A 1086-nucleotide genomic window follows, 5' to 3' on the forward strand; every position below is an offset into this window, starting at 1 on the left:
TAAACAATTTGAATGGATAGAATACAAAGATAAAAACTAATGATGGCAAAAAAAGCCATTAAAAAAGCCGATACATTGTATTTTATCGCACTCATTGCAACGAGAGGGGCGATAACGACAGCAGCATTTTGAAAAAAAGAATAAAGCGTTAATGCACGTTTAAGCGTACTTCCATTGAGATGTTCTGATAAAATTTCTCTCAAAAATGGCTTTGAAATTGCTTTCGAAAAAGCCGTTAAGGTAAAAAAGGACAGCCATGCAGTAGATGTGAGCGATAGGATAACACATAGAAAAGCTATACTCCTTAAAATAAAGGCGGTAGCCATTAAAAGTTTACGCGAAAGTTTCTCTAATAAACCCGTTGTGGTTACCATGAGAATGCTTTCAAGGATTACTGATCCAGCGAGATAAAACGCAACATTTGCAGCAGTGATGAGAGAAGAGTTTCCAAGCAGAGGGAGTACAAAGAAAAAGGAAAATTCAGAAAGAAAAACGGCGCTATAGATGAAAAAAGTTATTTTATTTTTGCCCATGGAATTTCCATAGAAGTGTTGTTAAATGATCAAATACATTTTGTTGTATCTTTTGAGGGAGCTTTATGAGCCCTGTTTTTGCTGTACACATTTCGTTGAAATCGTATCCTTCCTGATTTATTCGCCAGTCCACTGCAAGAATATTGTTTTTGGTTTTTTCTACGATGTTTTTAGAAAGAGTGATCATTTTAGGATAGATTTTTCCTTGCCATAGGTGCTTTATAAAAGTTTCTTTTGTTAGAATCATATTTTTGCTGCCGTGTGCAGCATTTCCCAGTGTTGTTGTTTTCTTGAGGTTTGTAGAATTTCATAAAAACAGCTTTTCTGATAGGAATAAAATATGACAGAAGAGGAATCGAGAAAAATGGTGTTTAATTTTTAACGCAAGCTCATCAAATAATTATATATTTCGCGTACATTCGCGCGGTTGCGTATTGCACAGCAAATCTCTCTACACAAGACTTTATGGCACCCCTTAACGCTGGAGGATGTTGTAATCCCAGATAGGAAGATGAGATACAATCAAAAATTTCCCCTGATTGAACAAAAATAT

Annotated in this window: 1 protein-coding gene and 1 pseudogene; both read right to left on the reverse strand. The window is 35.3% G+C overall.

All coding sequences use genetic code 11. From position 1 onward, the window contains the following. A pseudogene (locus ACFINC_RS09740) lies at positions 1-533 on the reverse strand (MFS transporter); the annotation flags it as partial. Beyond that, positions 520-720, reverse strand: a complete 201-nt coding sequence (locus tag ACFINC_RS09745) for a hypothetical protein (protein WP_375617081.1) — start codon at positions 718-720, stop codon at positions 520-522. The gene ACFINC_RS09745 and the pseudogene ACFINC_RS09740, both read right to left, overlap by 14 nt. Between the last annotated feature and the right edge of the window lie 366 nt (positions 721-1086).

The sequence above is a fragment of the Bartonella sp. AP58NXGY genome, from assembly GCF_042195785.1.
Taxonomy (GTDB): domain Bacteria; phylum Pseudomonadota; class Alphaproteobacteria; order Rhizobiales; family Rhizobiaceae; genus Bartonella.

Excerpts from the sequence above, each read along its gene's own strand:
- ACFINC_RS09745 (WP_375617081.1), bottom strand. The coding sequence starts at position 720 with ATGATCACTCTTTCTAAAAACATCGTAGAAAAAACCAAAAACAATATT.